Genomic DNA, 21,860 nt, shown 5'->3' with positions numbered 1-21,860 from the left:
TTAGATTGGCTGCCGATCACCGGGGGTGCACATGACTGTAATGCAGTGGCTTTACGCGGTGGCGATCGCGATGGTCTTGGCCGCTCTGCTACAGCTTCTGGGAACACTGTTCGCCAACCTGGTAAAAAGGCACTCGCCTGAGACCAAAATCGTGATGGTCGCCCGCTTCATCGCGTTCTTTATCTTCTTTCTGTACTCAGCCGCTCGGACCATAGCCCCAGGCCTTGATCGGCACATCCCGCCAGCAGCATTCGTTTTCGGCTGGGTGATCGTCGGCGGCGTAGCGCTTCACCTACTTTCTGAAGCACAGACCAGCAAGAAGCCATCAACCAGCTCTGAAGCAGAACCACCGACCGTCGGCTAAGGGTGGATGGCGGACTCCAAGCCTAAGGTGGATCGGCCGAGTGCCATCATTCCTCTTCACGGGGCTTCCAGCGAATGAGCCCCTTCATCTCCCATTCTGAGAGTGCGTCCTGTGTTCTCTCGATCTTCGATTGGCGAGAGACCACAAACGTGTAGGTGGGCTTCCCAATGACTTCTACGGCACCGGAAACAGCGTTGAAAAACGATAGAATTATTCGTTTCTGATATTCGGAAGCATGGTCCGAAAATTCAATAGTGACGGCAAATGGCATGCATCAAGGATAACGCCATAGCTTTAGGTCGCAAGCAGACCGTTTTGACGTCTGGCCAGGGTCGAAAGCCGTCCAAACCCGCGACAGCTTCCCGCCAGCGAACAACAGGACCCGGAAACATCAGCCCGAAGGGTTTGACGCGCCCGACTGCCTCGGGCCACGGTTGAGGCTCTCCAAGCCCCGACGAGTCACATGGACTTCAGCCCCCTGCCCACCTCCAGCCTGATCGGCGCCTTTCTATTGGCGTTCCCGGCGCTGTTCTCGATCGTCAATCCGGTCGGGGCGGCGCTGATCTTCGATCAGGCGATGGGCGGTCGCTCGCGGCCCGAACGCCTGAAGCTGGCGCGCGCCATCGGCTTCTACGCCTTCCTGGTGCTGCTGGGCTCGCTGCTGCTGGGCGGCTATATCCTGAACTTCTTCGGCGTGAGCATCGGCGCGCTGCGGGTCGCGGGCGGCCTCGTCGTGGCGATCCGGGCCTGGGGCCTCCTGATGGACCCCGAGCAGAACGAGGACCGCAAGGCCAACCAGACCGAGTCGGCCCAGAGCCACCACGACGTGGCCTTCTTCCCGCTGACCATGCCCTTCACCACCGGTCCGGGTTCGATCTCGGTGGCCATCGCCCTTTCCTCTCAGCGACCGACAGAAGGCGACGCCGTGGCGCCGTTCTTCATCGGCGCCAGCCTCGCAGCCGCCCTGGTCGCTGTGCTGGTCTGGCTCTGCTACAGCGCCTCGGGACAGGTCACGCGCCTGCTGGGCCCGTCGGGCGCGCGGGTGCTGTCGCGACTGGTGGCGTTCCTGCTGCTGTGCATCGGCGTGCAGATCATCGCCTCGGGCGTTGAGAACCTGGTGGCCAAGTTCCTGCTCGCGCACCCGGGTTAAGCCGTTGAACCCACGCGCCGCGTCGGCTAGGCCCAAGCCGTGACCGACGCCCAAGACACCCGCATCACCATCGATCTCGACGCCCTGGCGCATAACTACGCCGCCTTGCGCGCGCGCGCCGGTGACGCCGAGGTGGCGCCGGCGGTCAAGGCCGACGCCTATGGCCTCGGCGCCGCGCCCGTGGCCGATCGCCTGTGGGCGGAAGGCGCGCGCAGCTTCTACGTTGCCCGGTTGGCTGAGGGCGTGGCCCTGCGCCGGTCGCTCGGTGACCGCGAGGCCACGATCTATGTGCTGGACGGCGCGACGCCGGGATCGGGCGAGGCGCTGGAAGGCGCGCAGCTGGTCCCCGTGCTCAACAGCCTGCCGCAGGTCGAGGCCTGGAACGTGCAGGCGCGTTCGGGTCGGCTGCGGGCGGCCCTGCACATCGACACCGGCATGAACCGCCTTGGCCTGCGCCCCGAGGAGCTGAAGGTGCTGGTCGGGTCCTTCGACCGGCTCAAGCGCTTGGATGTGGAGCTGGTCGTCAGTCACCTGGCCTGCGCCGACACCCCCGAGCATCCGCTGAACGCCACCCAGCTGGCGCGTTTCCAGGAGGCCGCCGCCTTGTTGCCGGGCGTCCGGCGCAGCCTGGCCAATTCCGGCGGCCTGTTCCTGGGCGAAGCCTATAGGTTCGACCAGACCCGCCCCGGCGTCAGCCTCTACGGCGGTGGCCCCGAAGGCCGTCCCCACCCCGAGATCCGGGCGGTCGCGACCGTCGAGGCGCCGATCCTGCAGGTCCGCGTGGTGCCGCGCGGTGAGAGCATCGGCTACGGCGCCGGATGGACCGCCAGCGACAACACCCGCGTCGCCATCATCGCCGCGGGTTATGCCGACGGCGTCCCGCGCGCCGCCTTCCCGCGCGGCGAGGTGTGGTTCGACGGCGCGCGGCGGCCGATGCTGGGCCGCGTGTCGATGGACCTGATCGCGGTGGACGTCACCGACTGCGATGCGGCCCGTCCCGGCGCGATGGTCGAGCTGTTCGGCGCCAACCTTCCCGTGGACGACGCCGCCGACGCCGCCGGGACCTCGGCCTATGAGCGCCTGACCCGACTGACGCTGCGCGGGGTTCGCCGATACATCGGCGCGGCACGCTAGCCCCGTGCGTCCGCCTTTGGCGCAGGCGGGTCTCACCCTGTAGTCTCCCCGCATCCGAGAATCAGGAGACCCCATGGCCCGCGACGGCGCCGTTTACGCCTGCCAGTCCTGTGGCGCGGTCCAGACCAAGTGGTCGGGACAGTGCTCGGCCTGCCAAAGCTGGAACACCCTGGTCGAGGAGGTCAGCGCCAAGCCGCCGGGAGCCCTGTCGGCGACCAAGGCCACCCGCGTGCGCGGCCTGCAGTTCACGGGCCTGGAAAGCGAGACCGCGCCCCCGCCCCGCATCCTGACCGGCGTCGACGAGTTCGACCGTGTGTGCGGCGGCGGCGTGGTGCCGGGTTCAGCGCTGCTGATCGGCGGCGATCCGGGCGTGGGCAAGTCCACCCTGCTGCTGCAGGTCTGCGCCAGCGCCGCCGCGCGCGGCGTCTCCTGCGCCTATATCTCCGGCGAAGAGGCCGTGGAGCAGATCCGGGGCCGCGCCGACCGCATGGGTCTGGCCAAGGCCAATGTCAGCCTGGCCGCCGAAACCGCGCTGCGTGACATCCTCGATGGCCTCAAGCGCGACAACTTCGACCTCGTGGTTATCGACTCGATCCAGACGCTGTGGAGCGACGCCCACGAGGCCGGTCCCGGCACCGTCACCCAGGTCCGCGCCTGCGCCACCGAGCTGGTGCGCCTGGCCAAGAAGAAGGGCGTTGCGATCCTCCTGGTCGGCCACGTCACCAAGGACGGCCAGATCGCCGGCCCGCGCGTCGTCGAGCACCTCGTGGACGCTGTGCTGTCGTTCGAGGGCGAGCGCGGCTATCCGTTCCGGATCCTGCGCGGCGCCAAGAACCGCTTTGGCGCGACCGACGAGATCGGCGTGTTCGAGATGGGCGATGTGGGCCTGCGCGAGGTCAAGAACCCCTCGGCCCTGTTTCTCAACGAGGGCGGCGAGCGCGCCGCCGGCGCGGCGGTGTTCGCCGGCATCGAGGGCTCGCGCCCCGTGCTCGTGGAATTCCAGGCTCTGGTCGCGCCTTCGGCCTATGGAACGCCGCGCCGCGCCGTCGTCGGCTGGGACTCTGGACGCCTCGCCATGGTGCTCGCCGTGCTCGAGGCCCGATGCGGCCTTGGTTTTGGCGACAAGGACGTCTATCTGAACGTCGCCGGCGGCCTGCGCATTACCGAACCGGCGGCGGATCTCGCGGCGGCGGCGGCCCTGGCCTCTTCCGCCCTGGACGTCGCCCTGCCCCAGGACTGCGTCGTGTTCGGCGAACTCAGCCTGTCGGGCGAAGTCCGCCCGGTCAGTCGGATGGAGACCCGTTTGAAGGAAGCCGCGAAACTGGGGTTTGACCGCGCGCTCGGCCCGCTCGCCGGCCTGCCGGAAGGCGGCGGCGCCCTGCCCGTGGCGGGCGTGGCGCGGTTGACGGACGCCGTCCGCCGGATCGGCGACGAAATCTGGACCAGCCTGACGTGACCCCGTTCGACATCATCGCCGGCCTGCTGCTCCTGATCTCAGGCGTCACGGGCTGGGTGCGCGGCGCCTCGCGCGAGCTGACCTCGGCGCTGTCCTTCATCTTCGCCGCCGCCATCGCCCTGTTTGGCCTGCGCGTCACCGGCCCGCTCTTCCGCGAGATGATGGACCCCGACTGGGCGGCGACCGCCACGGCGATCCTGGTCGTCTTCGTTATCGTTTTCCTGATCGTGCGTCTGATCGGCGGGCGGATCACCGCCAGCCTGCACGACACCTCAGCCGGCGTTCTCGACCAGGCGGTCGGCGCCGGCTTCGGCCTGATACGCGCCCTGGTGATCCTGGGCGTGTTCAATCTTCTTCTGCATCTGGCGACGCCCCCGGATCGCATGCCGCGCTGGGTGGAGGACTCGATTTTCTATCCGCTGTCGGAAGTCAGCGGCACCGTGCTGAAAGTCTTCGCCCCCAAGGGCAAGGCCCTGGCCGGCAAGATCGCTCCGGCGATCAAGGACGCCGTCAAGGACGGCGGCGACAATACGTCCGGCGAGGAATCGTCGGGAAAAGGCTATGATGAGAACCAGCGTCGGAACCTCGACGACCTGGTGGAGAAATCGCGATGACCTTCCTGGGCCAGTCGACTGACCGCTATTCCTCGAGCCCCTGGCGGGACCCGGAGGACGACAGCCTGCGTCTGGAATGCGGCGTGTTCGGCGTGTTCGGCGTGCGTGACGCCGCCGCCATCGCCGCGCTGGGCCTCCACGCTTTGCAGCACCGCGGCCAGGAGGCCTGCGGCATCGCCGCCTTCGACGGCAATCGCTTCCACACCGAGCGGCACATGGGCCATGTCGGCGACGCCTTCACCGGCGCCGACCTCGTCCAGCGCCTGCCGGGCAACATGGCCATCGGCCACACGCGCTATTCGACGGCCGGCGGCAGCTTCATCCGCAACGTCCAGCCGATGTTCGCCGATCTCGAAACCGGCGGCGTGGCGATCGCCCACAACGGCAACCTGACCAACTTCCTGACCCTGCGCGAGCGCCTGGTGCAGGAAGGCGCGATCTTCCAGTCGACCTCGGACTCCGAAGCGATCCTTCACCTGATCGCGCGCTCGCGGAAGGCCAAGATCGTCGATCGCTTCGTCGATGCGATCAGCCAGATCGAGGGCGGCTACGCCCTGGTGGCGATCACCAACAAGAAGATGATCGGCGTGCGCGACCCGCTGGGCATCCGGCCGCTGGTGCTGGGTGATCTGGACGGCAAGCCGGTGCTGGCGTCTGAGACCTGCGCGCTCGACATGATCGGCGCGCGCTTCGTCCGCGACATCGAGCACGGCGAGATGGTGGTGATCGAAGAGACCGGCATCACCTCGACCAAGCCCTTCCAGACCGCTCCGGCGCGTCCTTGCGTGTTCGAGTATGTCTATTTCGCCCGTCCCGACAGCGTCGTGAACGGTCGCTCGGTCTATGGCGTGCGCAAGCGCATGGGCATGAACCTGGCCAAGGAAACCGGCGTCGAGGCCGATGTCGTGGTGCCCGTGCCCGACAGCGGCGTGCCGGCCGCCCTCGGCTACGCCCAGCAGAGCGGCCTGCCGTTCGAGATGGGCATCATCCGCAACCACTATGTGGGCCGCACCTTCATCCAGCCCACCCAGGGCGTGCGCGAACTGGGCGTGCGCATGAAGCACAGCCCCAATCGCGCGGTCCTGGCCGGCAAGCGCGTCGTCCTGATCGACGACTCGATCGTGCGCGGCACTACCTCGCTGAAGATCGTCCGCATGGTTCGCGAAGCCGGCGCCAAGGAGGTCCACCTCCGCTCGGCCAGCCCGCCGATCAAGTGGCCCGACTTCTACGGCATCGACATGCCCGAGCGTGAGCAGCTGCTGGCGGCCAACAAGTCGCTGGAAGAGATGGCCCGGTTCCTGGAGGTCGACTCGCTGGGCTTCCTGTCCGTGGACGGTCTCTACGACGCCCTGGAAGCGGGTCAGCGCGACCCGGCGACCCCGCAGTTCACCGATCACTACTTCACCGGCGACTATCCGACCCGCCTGACGGACCGCGAGATCGCCGAGGGTCGCAACGAAACCAACGACAAGCAGCTTTCGCTGCTGGTCAGCGCGTGACATATCCCTCGTCCCGCCAAGACTGGGCGGGACGAGGATTTTGTCCATGGGTTTCAAGAGCCTGCTCGATAAGCTGAAAATCGAGCCCTACGTCATCGCCCTGTTCGGCATGGTCGTGCTGGCCTCGGTTCTGCCTGTCCGCGGCGCGGCGGCGGAAGGCCTGTCGGTCATCGTCAAGCTGGCGATCGCCCTGCTATTCTTTCTGCACGGCGCCAAGCTGTCGCGCGAGGCTGTGGTGGCGGGCGTCACGCACTGGCGCCTGCACCTGACGATCCTGGCCTTCACCTTCGTGATGTTCCCGGTGCTGGGCCTTGTGGCCAGCAAGCTGGGCGTTCTGTCCTCGACCCTGGCGGCGGGCATGCTGTTCCTGTGCTGCCTGCCGTCGACGGTGCAGTCGTCGATCGCCTTCACCTCGATCGCTCGCGGCAATGTCGCCGCGGCGGTCTGCGCGGCCTCGGCCTCCAACCTGTTCGGCATCTTCATCACGCCGGTGCTGGTCAGCGTCCTGATGCATACCGAGAGCGGCGCAGCCGGGGGCTGGGAGTCGATCAAGGACATCATCGTCCAACTGCTGCTGCCCTTCATTGTCGGCCAGCTGGCCCGGCCGCTGGTCGCCCAATGGGTCGAGAAGCACAAGCAACTGGTCGGCTATGTCGATCGCGGCTCGATCCTTCTGGTGGTCTACGCCGCCTTCAGCGAGGCGGTCGTCGGCGGCATCTGGGCCAAGGTCTCGGCCGTGGAGATGATCGCGTTGCTGCTGGCCTGCTGCGTTCTGCTGGCGATCGTGCTGGCCGCCACGACCTATGGCGCGCGCGCGCTCGGCTTCTCGAAGGAGGACGAGATCACCATCATGTTCTGCGGCTCCAAGAAGAGCATGGCGACGGGCGTGCCGATGGCCGGCATCCTGTTCCCCGGCCCGACCGCGGGGGTCATCGTGTTGCCGCTGATGATCTTTCATCAGATCCAGCTGATGGCCTGCTCGGTGATCGCCCAGCATTACGCCAAGCGGCCGTCAGAAATCCTAGAGGCTTAAGGGCTTCCGCCGGTTTTCGTTTCCGCTTCCCTGCTCTAGAACGCGCCCATGACCTCCGACTCCTCCAAGCCGCTGGCCGGCCGCATCGCTCTTGTCACCGGCGCCACGCGCGGCATCGGCGAAGCCGTCGCCCTGGGCCTGGCCAAGGCCGGCGCGCACGTGATCGCCGTGGGGCGGACGCAAGGCGCTCTGGAAGCGCTGGACGATGCGATCCTGCAGGCGACGGGCGAGCGCGCCACGCTCGTACCGCTGGACCTGCGTGAGGCCGATGGCCTGGATCACCTCGGCGCGGCCATTCACAAGCGCTGGGGCAAGCTCGACATCCTGGTCGGCGCCGCCGGCGTGCTGGGCCCCCTGACGCCCGTCAGCCATCTGGAGCCCAAGGGCTGGGACATGATCCTGTCCACCAACCTGACGGCCAACTGGCGCCTGATCCGCAGCATGGATCCGCTGCTGCGCGCGTCGGACGCCGGCCGGGCGGTGTTCTTCTCCAGCAGCGTCGCCAAGAGCCGTCCCGCCTTCTGGGGCGCCTACGCCGCGACCAAGGCCGCCCTGGAGGCCCTCGTCGACGTCTATGCCGACGAGATGGAGAACACGACTGTTCGCGCCTTCTGCGTCGACCCTGGCGCCATGCGGACCAAGATGCGCTCCGCCGCTTTCCCGGGCGAAAACCCCGCGACGGTCCCCGCACCAGAGACCATCGCGCCGTTCATGGTCGATCTGCTGCGCACTGATCGCGAGGCGGCCAAGGGTGTGGTTCGCTTCAAGGAACGCGGCCAGGAATCAGCGTCGATCGACGCCTGACCGATTCGGCGGCGCCGCCTTCATGGACGCAAGGGTTGTCTGACGCTGTCAGACTTCCACTCTGGATGGCGATTTTAGAACCGCGTTCGGCGATAGGTCGCCCCAAACGGGAGCATTAGCGGCCCGTTAACCATGCGCGGCCAGTTGTGATGCTTGATAGTCCAAGCAACCCACCGGGACCTCGAATGGCTCTGTTCTCTATTGGCCGCGACACAGGCGACCAAGCCAATCGTATTTGCGAACTTGAAGGCATTGTCGCCGCCATTCAGCGTTCCCAGGCTGTGATTGAGTTCAATCTCGACGGGTCGATCATCACGGCAAACGACAACTTCCTGCGCGCTGTCGGTTACGGCTTGGGCGAGATCCAGGGGCGCCACCACAGCCTGTTCGTCGATCCGGCCTTCGCCGCCGGTGCGGAGTATCGCGACTTCTGGCAACGCCTAAAGGCCGGTGAGTTCCTGACGGGAAAATACAAGCGCGTCGGTAAGGGCGGCCGTGAGATCTGGATCCAGGCCACGTACAATCCCGTGTTCGACCGGCACGGCAAGCTGGCCAAGGTCATCAAGTTCGCGGCTGACGTCACCGCCGCCGAGACCGAGCGGCTTGAAAGCGAACGCGAGCGGGACGCCATGCGGCAGGAGCAGGACGAGATCGTCTCAGCCCTCGCCAACAGCCTCCAGAGACTGGCCCAAGGCGACCTCACCGTCCGGATCGACGCGCATTTCGACGCGCGCCACGATCGGCTGAAGGCGGACTTCAACGCGGCCGTCGACAGCCTCAAAGACGCCATGGGCGCGATCGCCGAGGCCGCCGGCGGCATGGAGAGCGGCGCGGTCGAGATCGCCAGCGCCTCCAACGACCTCTCCAAGCGTACCGAACAACAGGCCGCCAGCCTGGAAGAGACCGCCGCCGCGCTCGACGAGATCACTGCGACCGTCAAGCGCAGCGCCGATGGCGCCAAGCAGGCCTCGGCCGCCGCTTCCTCGGCCAGTCGCGAGGCCGACCGCTCCGGCGAGGTCGTCCGCGAGGCGGTCTCCGCCATGGGCGAGATCGAGAAGTCCTCGGGCCAGATCACCCAGATCATCGGCGTCATCGACGAGATCGCGTTCCAGACCAACCTTCTGGCCCTGAACGCCGGCGTCGAAGCCGCCCGCGCCGGTGAAGCCGGCCGGGGCTTCGCGGTCGTCGCTCAGGAGGTCCGCGCTCTGGCTCAACGCTCCGCCGAGGCGGCCAAGGAGATCAAGCAACTGATCGCCAGCAGCACCGCCCAGGTCGAGCGCGGGGTTCGCCTTGTCGGCGACACGGGCCAGGCGCTGACCGCCATCGTGGCCAAGGTCGGCGAGATCGACACCCTCATCCGCGAGATCGCCGAGTCCGCCCAGGAGCAGGCGACGGGCCTGAACGAGGTCAACTCCGCCGTCAACCAGATGGACCAGGTCACCCAGCAGAACGCCGCGATGGTCGAACAGGCCACGACGTCGGCGGCCCAGCTGCGCGGCGAGGCCCAGGATCTGGCGCGGCAGGTCTCGCGGTTCCAGACGGGCGCGAGCTATGTCGCCCAACGCCCGCAAGCCGCAGCGCCGCGCCCCGAGCCCGCCATGGCCGCGCCGCGCGCCCGAATCCAGGCTTCCGCGCGCCCCGGCTCCGCCGCCGTTGCGGTCGCGCCGTCCAGCGATTGGGAAGAATTCTGATCCCGTGGGGGGACGAACCCGCAGTAACGGGTTCTAGATGGCCGCCGCTGACAAAGCGGCGGCCATTTTCGGCTCTGCTTAGCGCCCTTTAGGGCGACCGGGCCCGGTGTTCCCACGAACCGTGCGCGAACCCGCAGCCGGACGGCGCGGCGCGGCGGCCTTGCCGCCGGCCGTCTTGGTCCCGACCTTGTAGCTGGGCGTCGTGGCGACCTTCTTCTGGGCGCGCGGCCCCTTGGCCTTCACGGACTTGACCGCCGCCTTGCCGGGTTCCGACACACCGGCGGCCTCGCTCGGAGCAGCCTTTGCGACGGCGGGGCCCTTTTTCTTCACGGGCTTCACCGCCGCCTTACCCGGATCCGGCAAGCCAGCAGCCTCCGCCGCCTTGGCGGCGGCTTCAGCGGCCAGGCGCTTGGACTTCTTGACCGTGTTGCGCGAGGCGCGGATGCGCTCTTCTTCCCGCTCCCGGCGCTCGAACTCGCGCTTGCCACGGCCGCTGTGCCCCTTGGCCTCGCCATCGGCGTAGGGGTTCGCGCCCGACTTGATCGTGATCCGCAGCGGCACGCCGGGCAGATCGAAACTCTCGCGCAGGCTGTTGATCAGGTAGCGCCGATAGTGATCGGGCATCTGGTCGGCGCGGCTGGAAAACAGCACGAACGTCGGCGGACGGGCCTTGGTCTGGGCCATGTACTTGGGCTTCACGCGACGACCACTGACCGCAGGCGGCGGGTGACGCTGCATGGCCATTTGCAGCCAGTCGTTCAGGTCGCGGGTCTTGACCTTGGTCGACCAGTCACGATGCGTCTTGATCACCGCCGGCATCAGGTGGCCGATGCCCTTGCCGGTCTCGCCCGAGAGCGCCACGACCGGCGCGCCGCGCAGCTGGGGCAACATGCGCTCGGCGTGCTCGCGGAAGGCGGTAAGGTGCGCGGCCTGGTCCTCGATCAGGTCCCACTTGGCCAGCACGAACACCACGGCCCGCCCTTCCCGCTCCGCCAGGTCGGCGATCTGCAGGTCCTGGATCTCGAACGGATGGGTGGCGTCCATGACCAACAGCACCACCTCGGCGAAGGTGATGGCGCGGATGGTGTCGGCGGTCGACAGCTTCTCCAGCTTGTCCTGGACCTTGGCCTTGCGGCGCAGGCCGGCCGTGTCGACCAGGCGGATCTTGCGGCCGTCCCATTCCCAGTCGACCGAGATGGAATCGCGGGTGATGCCCGCTTCGGGACCGGTCAGCAGGCGATCTTCGCCCAAGAGGCGGTTCACCAGCGTCGACTTGCCCGCGTTGGGGCGGCCGATGATGGCGATGCGGATCGGCTTGCTGTCGTCGTCCTCGTCGTCGCCGGCCTCGACTTGAGGCTCGAAGGCCAGCAGAGCGGCATAGAGCTCAGCCATGCCCTCGCCGTGCTCACCCGAGATCGGGATCGGCTCGCCCAGGCCCAGACGGAAGGCTTCGCCGGCGCCGGCCTCGCCCGCCTTACCCTCGGCCTTGTTGGCCGCGACGATGACGGGCTTGTCGCGCTTGCGCAGGATGGCGGCGAACACCTCGTCGAGCGCGGTGACGCCCTCGCGGCTGTCGAAGACGAAGAGCGAGACGTCCGCCTCTTCGATCGCGGCCTCGGTCTGGGCGCGCATCCGCGCCTCGAGGCTGGAGTCGTCGACATCCTCGAAGCCGGCGGTATCGATGAGCTCGAGCTCAAGATCCCCCAGGCTGCCGGAGGCGTAACGGCGGTCGCGCGTGACGCCCGGCTGGTCGTCGACGATCGCCAGCTTCTTGCCGGCGAGGCGGTTGAACAGCGTGGACTTGCCCACATTGGGCCGGCCGACGATGGCGAGTTTCAAAGGCATAGGCGTCCAGTAGTCGATTTTCGCCCCTATCGCAAAAGGGAGCCGAAAAAGCGAAGGCCCGGGCCGGCTTGCGCCGACCCGGGCTTCAAGGGTTTGGGCCTCAGGTCCCGCGCGGGACCGGAAGCTTAGCGGATAGCGATCAGCTCGGCGTCGTCGGTGACGAGATAGATCATGTCACCCACGGCGATCGGGTTCAGCAGGACCGGCGAACCGATCTTCAGGGTCTTTTCCTTGGCGCCGGTCTTGGCGTTCAGGGCGACGGCCTCACCCTCGCTGGACACCGTGATCAGGCGGCCATTGGCCAGGATCGGGGTCGACCACAGACGCGGCTTCTTGGCCCGCTTCTTCTTCTGCTTCTTCGAGAGGTTGGCCGAGTCGTTCAGATCCTGGATCCAGTAGACCGAGCCGCTTTCGCGCGACACGCAGATCACCTGGCCGGACTTGTCCACGACGTAGACGACGTCGCCCGCCGCCCATGGCGTGGTGATCGCGGTGACGGGCAGGCTCCAGCGCGCCTGGCCCGAGCGCAGGTCGGTGGCGGCGAAGACGCCCGAGTGGCTGACGGCGAAAACGTCGCCCTTGTAGATCACCGGGCGGCCCGGGATGTCGCGGATCTCCGACAGCGCGTTGGTGCGGCTGGCGCGGCTCAGCGCTTCGTTCCACAGGTCGTTGCCGTTAGCGGCGCGCAGGGCGACCAGTTCCCCCGACGCGAAGCCGGAAACCACCGTGTCGCCGCTGACGGCCGGCGTCGAGGCGGCGAGGATGCGCGCAGGTTCGCTGAGCGCCTGATAGGTCCAGCCTGGCACCCCGTTCTCCGACGCGAACGTCAGGAGTTCGTTGTCGGTCGAGACGACGAAAACCCGGCCATCGACAACCGTCGGCGCAGCATGGATCGGCGTGGAGGTCGGTTGGGTCCAGCCCATCGCGCCGGTCGCCGCGTCGATCTGGGCGACGAAGCGGAAGCCCGAAGCCACGTAGAGCTTGTTGTCGGGGCCCAGAGCGACGCCGCCGCCAAAGCCCAGGCGGTCATTCTTCTTGGGGATCAGCCCCAGGAAGCCGCCCTTCGTCGTCGGGCCGGCGGCCGGACGCAGGTCCTTGCGCCAGATCGTGTCGCCGGTGCGCGCGTCCATCGCGACCACGTCGGCTTCACCGTCCATCACAAAGATGCGGTCACCCGAAGCGACCGGCGGCGCGGTGACGTGGAACTTGGCCCCGCCCTTCTTGCCGAAGCCCTTCTTCCAGGCGATCTGGAAGGCCTTGCCCGCATCAACATGCTCGATCGACTGTTCCGGATTGCCACCCGGCAGACGCCATTCGGTCTGCACGACGGGATCGGGCAGGAAGAAGTCGGCGCCCTTCAGCGACTCGCTGGCCTCGACCTTCTGGTCAAAGGCGATGATCGAAATCCGCTGACCTTGGCTGGCCGTGCTCTTGTTCTCGTCGCTCTTGTCGAAGGGGTTGAGCTTGGAAACGGTCGAGCAACCGCTGACCGTCACGGCCGCCGTCATCAGCGCGACCAGCGCGACGGAACGCTTGGAGTTCATCTTGAGGCTCATTGGGCGGCGTTCGGGGCGACGGCGGGCGGCATTTGCATCATAGGCGGCGCGGACGGCAGCGTCGCCGCGGCCTTGACCGCCGCGGCCAGATCCTTGGCCGAGCCGGAGTCGATCAGTTGCATCGCCGCCTGGGCGCGCTGGCGAATGGCTTCGGATGTGTTGGCGTCCAGCGAGTTGGCCAGGATCACGAACTCCGAGCGCGCGCCGGCCAGATCACCGGCCTGCAGCTTGGCGAAGGCCAGGGCTTCCTTGGCGTACACGCGATATGGGCTCTTTTCCCCCGCCAAAGGCGTCAACCTCGTCTCGATGTCCTTGTAGGAAGCGGTGTCCATCAAGGCGAAGGCGGATTTGAGGCGGGCCAGATCACCGATCATCGGGCTGGGAGCGACCTTGGCGGCCTCGTCGAAATAGCCGACGGCCTCCTGGGTCTTTTTCTCCTCAAGGCGGATGGCGCCCATCTGCATCAGGGCCAGGGACTTGTAGCCCTTGGCGTTGGTGTCAGCGACAGCCTTGAAGCCGGCGAACGCCTTGGTCGGCCCTTGAGTCTGCGCGGTCTGCAGTGCGGCTTGATAGGCCTGCGAGGCCTTGTCGGTCAGGCCGGTCTGATAGCTGGTCCAACCCCAGTAGCCGCCCACGCCGATCACCGCCGCCGCCGTCACCGCCGCCACCCAGGGCAGCGACTTCTTGGCTAGCGTGCGGTAACGCTCCGCCCGAAGCTGTTCTTCGACTTCGTCAAAAACATCGACCACGAAACGAGGCTCCGAAAACAGGCGCTGGCCCTTGGGCGCTTCCCGCTCATGCGAGAAACACCGTCGGGTTTAGGACAGATTGTGGCGGACGAAGGGCCGTCCGCTGAGGCGGCGAACCTATAGCGTGCCGCGCGCGGTCGCAACGCGCCGTTTTACGGCTTCTTGGCGTAGTAGGTTTCCGCCGGCCCCGGGAAGCTGCGATCACGCACGTCGCTGGCGTATTGCGCGGCCGCCCGCTCGATCTCGCCCTTCAGGTCGGCGTAGCGACGCACGAACTTGGGCGTCCAGTCGAACAGGCCCAGCATGTCGTCGACGACCAGCACCTGGCCATCGCAACCGGCCGAGGCGCCGATGCCGATGGTCGGCACGGAGACCGACTCGGTCACCTCGCGCGCCAGGCTTTCGGCGACACCTTCCACGACGATGGCGAAAGCGCCGGCCTCGGCGGTCAGACGCGCCTCCTCCAGCACCTTGGCGCGGCCCGCATCATCCTTGCCCTTGGCCTTGAAGCCGCCTTCCAGCAGCACCGCTTGCGGGCGAAGGCCGACGTGGCCCATCACCGGCACGCCGCGGCGGGTCAGGTAGGCGATCGTCTCGGGTACGGTCGGGCCGCTCTCGACCTTCACCGCCTGGGCGCCCGTCTCCTTCATGATCCGCACGGCGTTGGCGTAGGCCTCCTCGTGCGAGGCCTCGTAGGAGCCGAACGGCATGTCGACGACGACCATGGCCTTCTTGGAGCCCCGCATCACGGCCTGACCGTGCAGGATCATCATCTCCATGGTCACGCCGACGGTGTTGGGCAGGCCATGCACGACCATGCCCACCGAGTCCCCGACCAGCAGCACGTCACAGGCGTCGTCGAGCGCCGCCGCGACAGGCGCGGTGTAGGCGGTCAGACAGACAATGGGCACGCCGCCCTTGCGAGCGGCGATGTCAGGGGCGGCCAGACGGCGGACCGTCTCTTCACGATGGGCGGACAGGGCGAACCCTCCCTAAGACGCTTTTGGGCGCCGTTTGTGGGCGAGATCGCGCCGCACCGCAACATGAACAGTGATAAGCCGCCGGCAGCCGCTTAAAAATCTTCGACCAGCCGGGTCACCGCAAACGCCAGGGCGACGACCGCTAGCCCGGCCGCCAGCCAGACGGCTTCGGCGCTGGACGGTGTGCTCAGCAGAGCCGTCAACCTGGCCCATCCGCCATTGATCTCGGTCTCCAGACCATGGCTGCCCTCGCGGGAGAGCTGCGCCAGTTCGTTTGAGAACCGGCTGCCGAAGATCTGGAAGGCGCCGATCAGGCCTGCGCCCGTTCCCGCGACGGCGATGAACATCCGTCGCATCGCCCACCCTCGGTCCAACTTGGCCATGACTTCCGCGTTGAACAGCGCCGCGTCAGGAAACGACGGCGCCTGAGCGAACATGCGGGTCAATTGCGCTTCGAAATCGGGTTCAGCCATGAGCTTCCCTCCTCGCGCCCTCATCCGGTCGGGCGAGCTTCGCCCGAAGTTTGTCCAAACCACGTTTGACATGGGATTTCACCGTGCCGATCGGGATGTTCAATGCCTCCGCCGCTTCGCCGTGGGACCAGTCGGCCCCGTAACAAAGCGAAACGCACAGGCGCTCGCCCCGTGAGAGGCTCTTGAGCGCCTCGTCGAGATCGATACGGCTGGCGGCGTCGCTGGACGCATCCCGGGCGGATATCTCTTCGAGCGGCTCGATCGTGTCCGAGAAAATCAGACGCGCCTCGCGCTTGACGCGCTTTAGATACAGCCGCGCGGCGATCTTCTTGATCCACGCCCCGAAGGTCCCCTCCCCGCGAAACTCCGCCACTTGCTCGAAGCCCGTCATGAAGGCGTCCTGCGCCAGGTCGTCGGCGGTCGCGGCGTCGGCGCCAAGGCGTCGCAGCAGCCCCCGGACGGTGGAGCCATGCCGCCGCACCAGTTCCCCATAGGCCAGCCGATCTCCAGCGGCCGCCTGCGCGGCGAGCTCGACATCGTGTCCTGTTGGCGGGCGTTCCATGCCCATTGAAATCAAGCCCCTCCCAAGGCTTCGGGCGCTAGACCCGTTGTTCCTTGTTCGGATTGAAGAAGCTCAAAACAATGAACGCCACGCCGATCACGGCGGGAATGCAGGCGATGCCAAAGCCGTCGAAATCGCCGTCGCCATGGATGAAGTCGCCGAAGTAAGTCGCCAGCGCCACGCCGACGCCGATCGCCAGCCAGATGATCCCGGCGCGCAGATCGCGCAGCCGGGTCGGCGGCGTCTTCACATTACGGGTCAGGGCCTCGATCACCTCGGGCGGGACCGGCTGGCCCTTCTCGATGGCGAGACGGAGAGTCGCCTGCATTTCCATGCGCTCCTTGCTCTTCAGGTACAGCGGCACGCAGACGACGGCGCAGATCATCGCGAAGAGCGCGACCGGGACGATGATTTCGGGACCCATTCTCAAATCCTCCAGTTCGGTGAACGACGCCACAGCGCCGCCTTCACTGGTAAGAGGCGTTCACGCCCCCGTTTGGAGGCGCCGTTCGCCATGAAACTTTCGTAAGGCGCTAGGCGGTGGCGAGGCCGAGCCTTCGCCGGACCGAGGGACTGCTGACCAGCAGCGTGGCCGCCACCAGGGCCAGCGCCGCCGCAGGGGGGGCCAGACCCGGCGCCAGCGCGCCGATCAGCACGTTCAGCGCCGGCGCGCAGGCCCAGGCGACCAGGCCGACCACGCCCGCCCACCCGCCGGCCGCGGCGATCCGCCCAAGAAACGCGCGGCGTTCGATCTTCTGCATCACCACGGCGGTGAACAGATCCGCGCGGCTTGTCGCCGGCTGCTCCCCCAGAAAGGCCGAGAGCTGATCATCAGGGGTCATCGAGATCCTCCCAGAACCGCCAGCAGCCGTTCGCGGCCGCGGGTAACATGCGATTTCACAGTGCCCAAGGGAATGCCCAAAGCGTCTGAAACCTCCGCGTGAGACCAGGCCTGTCCAAGGCACAGGGTGACACACGCGCGCTGATCTTCCGGCAGAGTCGCCAGCGCCGTTTCCAGCGCCAGGCGATCTTCGGCGGCGACCTCGGCGGCGGCCTCCAGGTCCTGCTCGCCACGCCAGGCCTCGTCCCGGGCGGCGGCGCGCTGGGCGCCGCGACGCTGGGATAGAGCCTTTTTCCAGGCGACGCCGTACAGCCAAGCCCGAAAGCCGGCGTCATCGCGAAGCCTTGGCAAATCACTCCAGGCCGCCACGAAGGCTTCCTGGGCGATGTCGTCGGCGTCGATCCAGCCGCTCTTGCGTAAAAAGCCCCGCAGCGGCTTCTCGTGGATCGCCACCAGCCTGGCGAAAGCGACCTCAGAGCCCGCGCGCGCCTGTCTGACGAGCGCGGCGTCCATCAGTCGCGCGGCCGCTTGCGGCTGAACAGCACCTGGGCCAACGACGCGGCGCTCAGGGCGGCCATCACGAAAGCCACGATCGTGAACGCCTCGCCCATCCCGTAGATGTCCGCAAAGGCTGCATAGGAGAAGCCGACGCAGAGCATGCCGAACAGCACCACCTGGTACCAGCCGTCGTAACTGCTGTTTTGGCGGCCGCGCTCGGCCGCATCATCGGCGTCGAAGTTGTGGCGCTTGTCCAGACGGTTCAGAAGCTCGGGCGGCGGCTCACGTCCTGATGTGGCGTAGGTCTTGATCAGGTCCAGAGTCGCGCGGTTCGAGCGATACGACAGCCAGCTTTGGAACGCCCCGTAGACGAAGAACGCGATCGGAAACAGCAGCCACCAATAGCGGTTGAAAAAGTCAAACATCGTCGCCCCCCATCACTTCAATTGGTTCAGGAGCGCGGCCGGCGGCTCGAGCCCCTTTTCTGCGAACGCCCGCAGCGTCTGGGTCAGCTCAAGACGCGCGCGCCAGTTCAGCCATTGGCGGAAGATGCCGATCGCGGTGAACGCCATCGGAAACAGAAGCCACCAGAAGTCACGGAACAGGTCGGCCATGGAAGTTACCCCTCGTTGGAGCGCGATCTCTCGCGCTTTCGAAGGTTAGTCGCCGCCGACGGCCGCCTTGGATGCGCCGACGTACGAAATAATTTCCGACATCGAGTTGAAGGACACGGTGGGGCCATGTTGCGCCAGGATCGAAGGCTTGGCGTAGCCCCAGCCGACGGCGCCGCAATCAAGGCCAACAGCCCGCGCAGCTTCGATGTCGCGGGTCTCATCGCCAATGCAGATGATCTTGTCGCGGGCGACGCCCTGGCGCGTGACCTGCCTGAACTTGCGCGCCTTGCCAAACAGCGACGCGCCGCAGGCGTAGAGGCTGATCAGATTGCCCAGCTCCTCGCCCAGCACACGGCGGATCACCGTCTCGCTGTTGGAGCTGACAACGGCGATCTTCACGCCCGCCGCGTGCAGCGCCCGAAGCATCTTTTCGGTCTCAGGGAAGAGCGGAATGGTGTGGGCGTCGGCGGCCATAAGCTTCTTGCCGGCCCGCGCGATCAGCGGAAGCTTCCACGGCGACACGCCGAGATACCGGATAACCTCGCGCGTGCTGCGGCCCCGCAGCATCTCGATCTCGTCTTCCGTGACGGTCTTGAAGCCGTAGCGACGCGCCATGGGATTGACGGCGCGCATCATCCACGCGGCGCTGTCGGCCAGCGTGCCGTCAAAGTCGAAGATGACCAGCTCGTATCGCGAGACGGCGTTCTTCCCCACGCGCGAAATGCCCTCCATGAGCCCGCGCTTCGCGAGCTTAGCCCCCACTGATAGACCGAACCGCCCGGGCATGTCGTCTTAAACTTCGCCCGGGAGGCGACGAACAATATTCGTCGGCGTCCGTCAGCCGAACGCGGCGGCGTACCAGTCCGGCTTGAAGCCGACCACGCGCCGATCGCCAAGGTCTAGAATAGGGCGCTTGATCATCGAAGGCTGGGCCAGCATCAGCTCAACCGCCTTGGCGGCGTCGAGATCCTGCCGGTCGGCGTCCGGGAGCTTTCGGAACGTCGTGCCCGCGCGATTGAGCACAACCTCCCAGCCCAGCTCCGCAACCCAGGCCTCAAGACGCGGTCGATCGATTCCCGCGGCCTTGTAGTCATGGAAAGCATACGACCGCCCGTGATCGTCGAGCCATTTGCGGGCCTTGGAGACCGTGTCGCAATTCTTGATGCCGTACAGGGTGGGAGTCATGACGAGGTCCGTGCCGGGTCGAATCGAGCCTTGGCCTCTTCCTGCCATCGAACCGGCTCAGAGCAACAGACTGATCCGCCCCGCGCCGGCCAGGATCAGCCCAGATCCCACTCGCGCAGGACGATGTGCTGGGTCCGCCCAAGCTTGCTCTGCACCAGGGCAAAGCGGCTCACCGTCCATCTGATGGGCGTGATCGCCTGCTCCGGCAGCACCTGCCGGTCGTAGAGCAGGGTGATGTGCGGCGTGAAACTCCGGTCGGGTCGAAGCGCGGCGCCCGCCATCTTCTCTCCCAGCGCTTTCTGGAAGGCGATGAGCGGCTGAATCCCCTCCCCGCCCTGCAACGTGAAGGGGTTGTTGCCGGAGCGATTGGCGAAACTGGCGGCCCGATCGAAGACCACCTCGAACGCCCCGGCCTCGACGGCGTCGCCAGCGAAGCGACCCTTGCTGACAATGTCGTTGGGCAGGCCCGCATAGTCGCCCAGATGATGCAGGGTGATGTGGAGGCGGTCGGTCTGGAGAAGCGGGCCGGCCAGTCCTGACGCCCGTTTCAGTCGCGCGGCCTCCAGCGCGATGCGCTCGGCCGTCCGCCGGTCAGGATACAGCAGGAACATCAGCCGATCCGTCGGCGTGGGCGACTCAAGGCCCGGCAGGCCAAGCTGAAGCGTGTCTGGCATGTACGACTCCTCCGCTCTCGAGCGTTAAGCCGCTTCGCTTGCGCCTCCAACGCTGCATTACATTTCGTTTACATGCGTAATCGATCACTTGACGGAAACGTTTACGTGCGTAATCGTCCGCTCATGGAAACGACATCACAACGTATCAGCGGCGCCGAGAGCGAAGTCATGAAGGTGCTCTGGGCCGACAGCCCCAAGCCGGCCGAGGAGGTGCTGGCCATCCTGGCCAAGGATCATGGCTGGGCGGAAGGCACCGTGAAGACCCTGTTGAACCGGCTGCTCAAGAAGGGCGCCATCGCCGCCGACAAGGACGGCCGGCGCTTTCTCTATCGCCCCCTGATCGGCCGCGAGGACTATGTGGACTCCGAGAGCCAGGGCCTGTTGGACCGCCTGTTCGACGGGCGCCTCGCCCCGCTGGTGAGCCATTTCTCCAAGCGCGAAAAGCTCAATCCCGAAGACGTCGCCGAACTGCGTCGCCTGCTGGAGCGGATAGACGATGGTCAGTGACATCCTCCTCTTCGTGGGCGAAGCCAACCTGGCCCTTGCGGCGGCCGTGCTGCTGGTGCTGGCCCTGCGGCGGCCCGTCCGCAAGGTCTTCGGAGCGCGCAACGCCTATGCGCTCTGGCTGATCGTCCCGCTGTCGATCCTCGCCCTGCTGATCCCGGCCAGGACGATCGTTCTGCCCGCGCCCTCCACCGTGAGCTCAACGGCTGCGATTTCGCCGTCGCCCTCGTCGGCGCCGAGCAGCGTCACGGCGCCGAAATCGCCGCAACCGGCGCCACTGCCCGCCATCCCGGTCGGCGAGATCACGCTGGGCCTCTGGCTGATCGTGGCGTTCGGAGGGCTGATCCTGCAGGTCGAGCGACAACGTCGTTTCGTCCGCTCGCTCGGCGCGCTCAGCCGAACCGGGGAAGATCGACTGCTGCGCGCCGAAAAGCCTGGCGTCGGTCCCGCCGTGATTGGCGCCGTGGCGCCGTGCGTCGTGCTGCCGGCGGACTTCGACCGACAGTACACGCCCGAAGAGCAGGCCCTGATCCTGGCCCACGAGCGCAACCACCTCGCCGTCGGGGACGCCCAGATCAATGCCGTCGTGACCGGACTGCAGTGCCTTTTCTGGTTCAACCCGTTCGTCCACCTCGGCGCGGCCACCCTGCGCATCGACCAGGAGATCGCCTGCGATGCGGCGGTGCTGGCCCGCCACCCCAAGACCCGCCGCGCCTATGGCGAAGCCATGCTGAAGACCCAGCTGGCCGCCTGCGCACCCCCGCTGGGCTGCCACTGGCCAGCCTCGGCCAACAAGCAATTGAAGGAGCGCTTCACGATGCTCACCCACCATCAAACCGACCGCCGTCGCCATCTGGCCGGAGCCGTCGCCGTGGCCGTCCTTGGCCTCTCGACCGCCGCTGCGGCCTGGGCCACGCAGCCCGCCCGAACGGTGCAACAGACCCCTGAGGAGGCGCGTCGCGCCGTCGCGCGGCATCTTGGCCGGCCGCTCTACGACGCGGTGGATCGGAAAGACCTGCAGACCGTGCGTGAGCTGATCGCGCTGGGCGCCAACCCCAACTACATCGCCCGCGGCGACGGCTCACCGCTGATCGAGGCTGCGCGCAGCGGACAGGCTGACGTGGTCCGCGCCCTGCTGGCCGCCGGCGCCGATCCCAACCTGGCTGTTCGCGGCGACGGCAATCCTCTGATCCAGGCCTCGCGGGTCGGCCGCCTCGACATCGTGCAAGCCTTGGTGGCCCGCGGAGCCGATGTGGAGTCCTTCGTCCCCGGCGACGAGACCCCGCTGATCGGCGCCGCCCTCCAGGGCGAGCTGGCGGTCGTGAAGTACCTTGTCGAGCGCGGCGCTGACGTGAACCGCGCCGTCGAGGCCAATCCTGGGGAAATGCGCTCCCCGCTGGGCATGGCCCGCAAGAACGGCCATGCCTCGGTGGTCAACTACCTCAAGAGCCGAGGCGCTCGCGACTAAGGCGTTCATCGCTCTGCCCGAAACGGCGGAACGCCCTAGCGCACCACCACTGCCTGCCTTCTCCGATCCGGCGATGTCGATCGGATCGGAGAAGGTCCCTCGCCGCCAAGCCTAGGGCCAACACCCGGCGCGCGGCGGTCTTCCCCCCTCAACAATCAGCGAGTTT

At 67.0% G+C, this 21,860-nt stretch carries 26 protein-coding genes; 12 read left to right on the top strand and 14 right to left on the bottom strand.

The window, feature by feature from the left end; translation table 11 throughout:
- The first annotated feature begins 40 nt into the window (after positions 1 to 40).
- From CVUC_RS14575 to CVUC_RS14535, 9 genes are all read left to right on the top strand, one after another.
- Positions 41 to 364 (top strand): hypothetical protein, encoded by a 324-nt coding sequence (locus CVUC_RS14575; protein ID WP_125469927.1) that lies wholly within the window; start codon positions 41 to 43, stop codon positions 362 to 364.
- A 463-nt stretch (positions 365 to 827) separates the two neighbouring features.
- Entirely contained in the window at positions 828 to 1,514 is a 687-nt protein-coding gene (locus CVUC_RS14570) for a MarC family protein (protein WP_096033242.1), read from the top strand.
- Positions 1,515 to 1,553: 39 nt separating this feature from the next.
- Positions 1,554 to 2,648, top strand: a complete 1,095-nt coding sequence (alr, locus tag CVUC_RS14565) for an alanine racemase (RefSeq protein ID WP_096033241.1) — start codon at positions 1,554 to 1,556, stop codon at positions 2,646 to 2,648.
- Positions 2,649 to 2,721: 73 nt separating this feature from the next.
- Positions 2,722 to 4,104 carry a DNA repair protein RadA gene (gene radA, locus CVUC_RS14560; protein ID WP_096033240.1) on the top strand — a complete coding sequence of 461 codons (1,383 nt, stop codon included), beginning with the start codon at positions 2,722 to 2,724 and terminating at the stop codon, positions 4,102 to 4,104.
- Positions 4,101 to 4,718 carry a CvpA family protein gene (locus CVUC_RS14555; protein WP_010919532.1) on the top strand — a complete coding sequence of 206 codons (618 nt, stop codon included), beginning with the start codon at positions 4,101 to 4,103 and terminating at the stop codon, positions 4,716 to 4,718. Before radA ends, CVUC_RS14555 begins: the two co-directional genes overlap by 4 nt.
- The gene (purF, locus tag CVUC_RS14550; protein WP_010919531.1) at positions 4,715 to 6,217 is read left to right on the top strand and encodes an amidophosphoribosyltransferase; all 1,503 of its coding nucleotides are present in this window, start codon (positions 4,715 to 4,717) and stop codon (positions 6,215 to 6,217) included. Before CVUC_RS14555 ends, purF begins: the two co-directional genes overlap by 4 nt.
- Before the next feature lie 46 nt (positions 6,218 to 6,263).
- Positions 6,264 to 7,250 (top strand): bile acid:sodium symporter family protein, encoded by a 987-nt coding sequence (locus CVUC_RS14545; RefSeq protein WP_096033239.1) that lies wholly within the window; start codon positions 6,264 to 6,266, stop codon positions 7,248 to 7,250.
- Between the two features lie 48 nt (positions 7,251 to 7,298).
- Positions 7,299 to 8,054, top strand: coding sequence for an SDR family NAD(P)-dependent oxidoreductase (locus tag CVUC_RS14540; protein WP_010919529.1), 756 nt, complete (start codon positions 7,299 to 7,301; stop codon positions 8,052 to 8,054).
- A 185-nt stretch (positions 8,055 to 8,239) separates the two neighbouring features.
- Entirely contained in the window at positions 8,240 to 9,745 is a 1,506-nt protein-coding gene (locus CVUC_RS14535) for a methyl-accepting chemotaxis protein (protein ID WP_096033238.1), read from the top strand.
- 78 nt (positions 9,746 to 9,823) lie between these two features.
- On the opposite strand, the gene der is transcribed toward CVUC_RS14535, so the two are convergent.
- From der to CVUC_RS14470, 13 genes are all read right to left on the bottom strand, one after another.
- Positions 9,824 to 11,590 carry a ribosome biogenesis GTPase Der gene (gene der / locus CVUC_RS14530; protein WP_096033237.1) on the bottom strand — a complete coding sequence of 589 codons (1,767 nt, stop codon included), beginning with the start codon at positions 11,588 to 11,590 and terminating at the stop codon, positions 9,824 to 9,826.
- A 125-nt stretch (positions 11,591 to 11,715) separates the two neighbouring features.
- A complete protein-coding gene (locus tag CVUC_RS14525) occupies positions 11,716 to 13,146 on the bottom strand; it encodes a PQQ-like beta-propeller repeat protein (RefSeq protein ID WP_096033236.1) in 1,431 nt (476 codons plus the stop codon).
- Positions 13,143 to 13,895 (bottom strand): tetratricopeptide repeat protein, encoded by a 753-nt coding sequence (locus CVUC_RS14520; RefSeq protein ID WP_096033235.1) that lies wholly within the window; start codon positions 13,893 to 13,895, stop codon positions 13,143 to 13,145. Before CVUC_RS14520 ends, CVUC_RS14525 begins: the two co-directional genes overlap by 4 nt.
- Before the next feature lie 152 nt (positions 13,896 to 14,047).
- Positions 14,048 to 14,875 carry a 3-methyl-2-oxobutanoate hydroxymethyltransferase gene (gene panB, locus CVUC_RS14515; protein WP_012640297.1) on the bottom strand — a complete coding sequence of 276 codons (828 nt, stop codon included), beginning with the start codon at positions 14,873 to 14,875 and terminating at the stop codon, positions 14,048 to 14,050.
- A gap of 92 nt (positions 14,876 to 14,967) precedes the next feature.
- Complete coding sequence (locus tag CVUC_RS14510; protein WP_164468123.1) at positions 14,968 to 15,348, bottom strand: hypothetical protein; 381 nt, start codon at positions 15,346 to 15,348, stop codon at positions 14,968 to 14,970.
- Complete coding sequence (locus CVUC_RS14505) at positions 15,341 to 15,925, bottom strand: RNA polymerase sigma factor (protein ID WP_096034771.1); 585 nt, start codon at positions 15,923 to 15,925, stop codon at positions 15,341 to 15,343. The genes CVUC_RS14510 and CVUC_RS14505 overlap by 8 nt, the downstream gene beginning before the upstream one ends.
- Before the next feature lie 22 nt (positions 15,926 to 15,947).
- Entirely contained in the window at positions 15,948 to 16,340 is a 393-nt protein-coding gene (locus CVUC_RS19930; RefSeq protein WP_024265731.1) for a DUF6249 domain-containing protein, read from the bottom strand.
- A 103-nt stretch (positions 16,341 to 16,443) separates the two neighbouring features.
- The gene (locus CVUC_RS14495; protein ID WP_096033232.1) at positions 16,444 to 16,752 is read right to left on the bottom strand and encodes a twin-arginine translocation signal domain-containing protein; all 309 of its coding nucleotides are present in this window, start codon (positions 16,750 to 16,752) and stop codon (positions 16,444 to 16,446) included.
- Positions 16,749 to 17,264 (bottom strand): RNA polymerase sigma factor, encoded by a 516-nt coding sequence (locus CVUC_RS14490; RefSeq protein WP_010919519.1) that lies wholly within the window; start codon positions 17,262 to 17,264, stop codon positions 16,749 to 16,751. The genes CVUC_RS14495 and CVUC_RS14490 overlap by 4 nt, the downstream gene beginning before the upstream one ends.
- On the bottom strand, positions 17,264 to 17,674 hold the full coding sequence (locus CVUC_RS14485) for a hypothetical protein (protein ID WP_096033231.1): 411 nt from the start codon (positions 17,672 to 17,674) through the stop codon (positions 17,264 to 17,266). The genes CVUC_RS14490 and CVUC_RS14485 overlap by 1 nt, the downstream gene beginning before the upstream one ends.
- Positions 17,675 to 17,686: 12 nt before the next feature.
- Positions 17,687 to 17,863: a hypothetical protein gene (locus tag CVUC_RS14480; protein WP_096033230.1), complete on the bottom strand. Its 177-nt coding sequence runs from the start codon at positions 17,861 to 17,863 to the stop codon at positions 17,687 to 17,689.
- Between the two features lie 45 nt (positions 17,864 to 17,908).
- Complete coding sequence (locus tag CVUC_RS14475; RefSeq protein ID WP_024265730.1) at positions 17,909 to 18,595, bottom strand: HAD family hydrolase; 687 nt, start codon at positions 18,593 to 18,595, stop codon at positions 17,909 to 17,911.
- 105 nt (positions 18,596 to 18,700) lie between these two features.
- Entirely contained in the window at positions 18,701 to 19,048 is a 348-nt protein-coding gene (locus tag CVUC_RS14470; protein WP_164468122.1) for an ArsC family reductase, read from the bottom strand.
- Here CVUC_RS14470 and CVUC_RS14465 point away from each other — a divergent pair.
- A complete protein-coding gene (locus tag CVUC_RS14465) occupies positions 19,047 to 19,232 on the top strand; it encodes a hypothetical protein (RefSeq protein WP_096034770.1) in 186 nt (61 codons plus the stop codon). The two genes, CVUC_RS14470 and CVUC_RS14465, sit on opposite strands and share 2 nt — an antisense overlap.
- Here CVUC_RS14465 and CVUC_RS14460 read toward each other — a convergent pair.
- The gene (locus CVUC_RS14460) at positions 19,144 to 19,722 is read right to left on the bottom strand and encodes a 2'-5' RNA ligase family protein (RefSeq protein WP_096033228.1); all 579 of its coding nucleotides are present in this window, start codon (positions 19,720 to 19,722) and stop codon (positions 19,144 to 19,146) included. The genes CVUC_RS14465 and CVUC_RS14460 overlap by 89 nt on opposite strands.
- 123 nt (positions 19,723 to 19,845) lie before the next feature.
- Between CVUC_RS14460 and CVUC_RS14455 the strand changes: the two genes are divergently transcribed.
- Complete coding sequence (locus CVUC_RS14455) at positions 19,846 to 20,229, top strand: BlaI/MecI/CopY family transcriptional regulator (protein WP_012640294.1); 384 nt, start codon at positions 19,846 to 19,848, stop codon at positions 20,227 to 20,229.
- The gene (locus CVUC_RS14450; RefSeq protein ID WP_096033226.1) at positions 20,219 to 21,694 is read left to right on the top strand and encodes a M56 family metallopeptidase; all 1,476 of its coding nucleotides are present in this window, start codon (positions 20,219 to 20,221) and stop codon (positions 21,692 to 21,694) included. Before CVUC_RS14455 ends, CVUC_RS14450 begins: the two co-directional genes overlap by 11 nt.
- The last annotated feature ends 166 nt before the right edge of the window (positions 21,695 to 21,860 follow it).

Source organism: Caulobacter vibrioides, assembly GCF_002858865.1.
GTDB lineage: Bacteria > Pseudomonadota > Alphaproteobacteria > Caulobacterales > Caulobacteraceae > Caulobacter > Caulobacter vibrioides.
The sequence above is the reverse complement of the archived record's forward strand: the minus strand, read 5'-3'. Positions and strand labels throughout refer to the sequence as shown.

Excerpts from the sequence above, each read along its gene's own strand:
- CVUC_RS14470 (WP_164468122.1), bottom strand. The coding sequence starts at position 19,048 with ATGACTCCCACCCTGTACGGCATCAAGAATTGCGACACGGTCTCCAAG.
- CVUC_RS14535 (WP_096033238.1), top strand. The coding sequence starts at position 8,240 with ATGGCTCTGTTCTCTATTGGCCGCGACACAGGCGACCAAGCCAATCGT.
- CVUC_RS14480 (WP_096033230.1), bottom strand. The coding sequence starts at position 17,863 with ATGGCCGACCTGTTCCGTGACTTCTGGTGGCTTCTGTTTCCGATGGCG.
- CVUC_RS14510 (WP_164468123.1), bottom strand. The coding sequence starts at position 15,348 with ATGGCTGAACCCGATTTCGAAGCGCAATTGACCCGCATGTTCGCTCAG.
- CVUC_RS14575 (WP_125469927.1), top strand. The coding sequence starts at position 41 with ATGCAGTGGCTTTACGCGGTGGCGATCGCGATGGTCTTGGCCGCTCTG.
- CVUC_RS14455 (WP_012640294.1), top strand. The coding sequence starts at position 19,846 with ATGGAAACGACATCACAACGTATCAGCGGCGCCGAGAGCGAAGTCATG.
- CVUC_RS14540 (WP_010919529.1), top strand. The coding sequence starts at position 7,299 with ATGACCTCCGACTCCTCCAAGCCGCTGGCCGGCCGCATCGCTCTTGTC.
- CVUC_RS14460 (WP_096033228.1), bottom strand. The coding sequence starts at position 19,722 with ATGCCAGACACGCTTCAGCTTGGCCTGCCGGGCCTTGAGTCGCCCACG.
- CVUC_RS14490 (WP_010919519.1), bottom strand. The coding sequence starts at position 17,264 with ATGGACGCCGCGCTCGTCAGACAGGCGCGCGCGGGCTCTGAGGTCGCT.
- purF (WP_010919531.1), top strand. The coding sequence starts at position 4,715 with ATGACCTTCCTGGGCCAGTCGACTGACCGCTATTCCTCGAGCCCCTGG.
- CVUC_RS14570 (WP_096033242.1), top strand. The coding sequence starts at position 828 with ATGGACTTCAGCCCCCTGCCCACCTCCAGCCTGATCGGCGCCTTTCTA.
- radA (WP_096033240.1), top strand. The coding sequence starts at position 2,722 with ATGGCCCGCGACGGCGCCGTTTACGCCTGCCAGTCCTGTGGCGCGGTC.
- CVUC_RS14545 (WP_096033239.1), top strand. The coding sequence starts at position 6,264 with ATGGGTTTCAAGAGCCTGCTCGATAAGCTGAAAATCGAGCCCTACGTC.
- CVUC_RS14450 (WP_096033226.1), top strand. The coding sequence starts at position 20,219 with ATGGTCAGTGACATCCTCCTCTTCGTGGGCGAAGCCAACCTGGCCCTT.
- CVUC_RS14525 (WP_096033236.1), bottom strand. The coding sequence starts at position 13,146 with ATGAGCCTCAAGATGAACTCCAAGCGTTCCGTCGCGCTGGTCGCGCTG.
- CVUC_RS14495 (WP_096033232.1), bottom strand. The coding sequence starts at position 16,752 with ATGACCCCTGATGATCAGCTCTCGGCCTTTCTGGGGGAGCAGCCGGCG.
- CVUC_RS14465 (WP_096034770.1), top strand. The coding sequence starts at position 19,047 with ATGACGAGGTCCGTGCCGGGTCGAATCGAGCCTTGGCCTCTTCCTGCC.
- der (WP_096033237.1), bottom strand. The coding sequence starts at position 11,590 with ATGCCTTTGAAACTCGCCATCGTCGGCCGGCCCAATGTGGGCAAGTCC.
- CVUC_RS14485 (WP_096033231.1), bottom strand. The coding sequence starts at position 17,674 with ATGTTTGACTTTTTCAACCGCTATTGGTGGCTGCTGTTTCCGATCGCG.
- CVUC_RS14475 (WP_024265730.1), bottom strand. The coding sequence starts at position 18,595 with ATGGAGGGCATTTCGCGCGTGGGGAAGAACGCCGTCTCGCGATACGAG.